At 45.8% G+C, this 1,005-nt stretch carries 2 protein-coding genes and 1 pseudogene; all 3 read right to left on the bottom strand.

Annotation, left to right across the window (positions count from 1 at the left end; translation table 11 throughout):
• Positions 1-285, bottom strand: a 285-nt coding sequence (locus WEIDD23_RS04115) for an ATP-binding cassette domain-containing protein (RefSeq protein WP_156469566.1), incomplete at its 3' end; no start/stop codon positions are given.
• Between the two features lie 127 nt (positions 286-412).
• The gene (locus tag WEIDD23_RS04110) at positions 413-736 is read right to left on the bottom strand and encodes a hypothetical protein (protein WP_010373514.1); all 324 of its coding nucleotides are present in this window, start codon (positions 734-736) and stop codon (positions 413-415) included.
• Between the two features lie 87 nt (positions 737-823).
• A pseudogene (locus tag WEIDD23_RS13020) lies at positions 824-1,005 on the bottom strand (glycosyl transferase); the annotation flags it as partial.

Below are 1,005 nucleotides of genomic sequence, written 5' to 3'. Positions count from 1 at the left end.
AATCACTCGGTCGAACGCCGTTAACATCTCATTGTAAACCGATAGATCCGAATCTAAACCTGAATTTTGTGCCAAATAAGCGAGCTTAATGCCCTTTTTCATCGAAACAGTCCCCTCATCAGGTTGCGTTTCGCCAATTAGCATCTTCAAAAGCGTTGATTTACCGGCACCATTACGTCCGACCAAACCAACCCGACCTTTATCTTGAATCTGCATTGATATGTTTTCAAAGAACGTCACTCCGCTAAAGCGGCGGGCAACATTACTTGCTTGTAAAATAATCATGATTATATATCTCCGTCTCAACACCCCGCGTCCAGGGCATTGCCTAAATCTCTCTATCTAGTGTAACAGAAAACGCAAAAAAATTCCGCGATAGTCAAAAGACTACCCCGGAATTATACTTGCTATTTTAGCCTGCCCGTTTGATTTCCCGTCGAAACGATTGCCAGACTAAGCCACCAATCGTCGTGACAGCAACCACCACCAGACCGAGCCATGTGTAACCCGCCACCGTTTGATTGGTCTGGTTACCAGCCTTCATTGCCTGCACTTCATCATGCGTTTGATATTGGACCACCGCGCCACCGTCAAGTTGCGCACTGGTGGCGTTTGCGCCATTGGTAGTCGCCTGACTTGTCGTCACCCGACTAACCGTCGTTTCATCACCAAACGCCGTGCCACCTACCAAACTCAAACCGAATACAATCAACGCAACCACTATTAAGCGCTTCATGATATTCTAACCCCTTTCTCTGTTCGACTAACTTACCCATGTTAGTCCCATTGAAAGTGTATACTATATTACGCTAAAAAGAGCAGATTACTGGAAAACGACACCTTGCTTTTGCTTTTCGTGCTGAATAAAGTACTCCCAGGCATGCATTTCACTCTCAAACCAGAGATGCTGCCCATCGTAGTCCATAACTTCCAATGATGTTTGAACAAGTGGCCATTCATTATTCGGCTTGCCTTCAATGTGTTGCCACATGAATGAGGCTCGTG

Origin of the sequence: Weissella sp. DD23, from assembly GCF_001579105.1 — a bacterium.
GTDB lineage: Bacteria > Bacillota > Bacilli > Lactobacillales > Lactobacillaceae > Weissella > Weissella cibaria.
The sequence above is the reverse complement of the archived record's forward strand: the minus strand, read 5'-3'. Positions and strand labels throughout refer to the sequence as shown.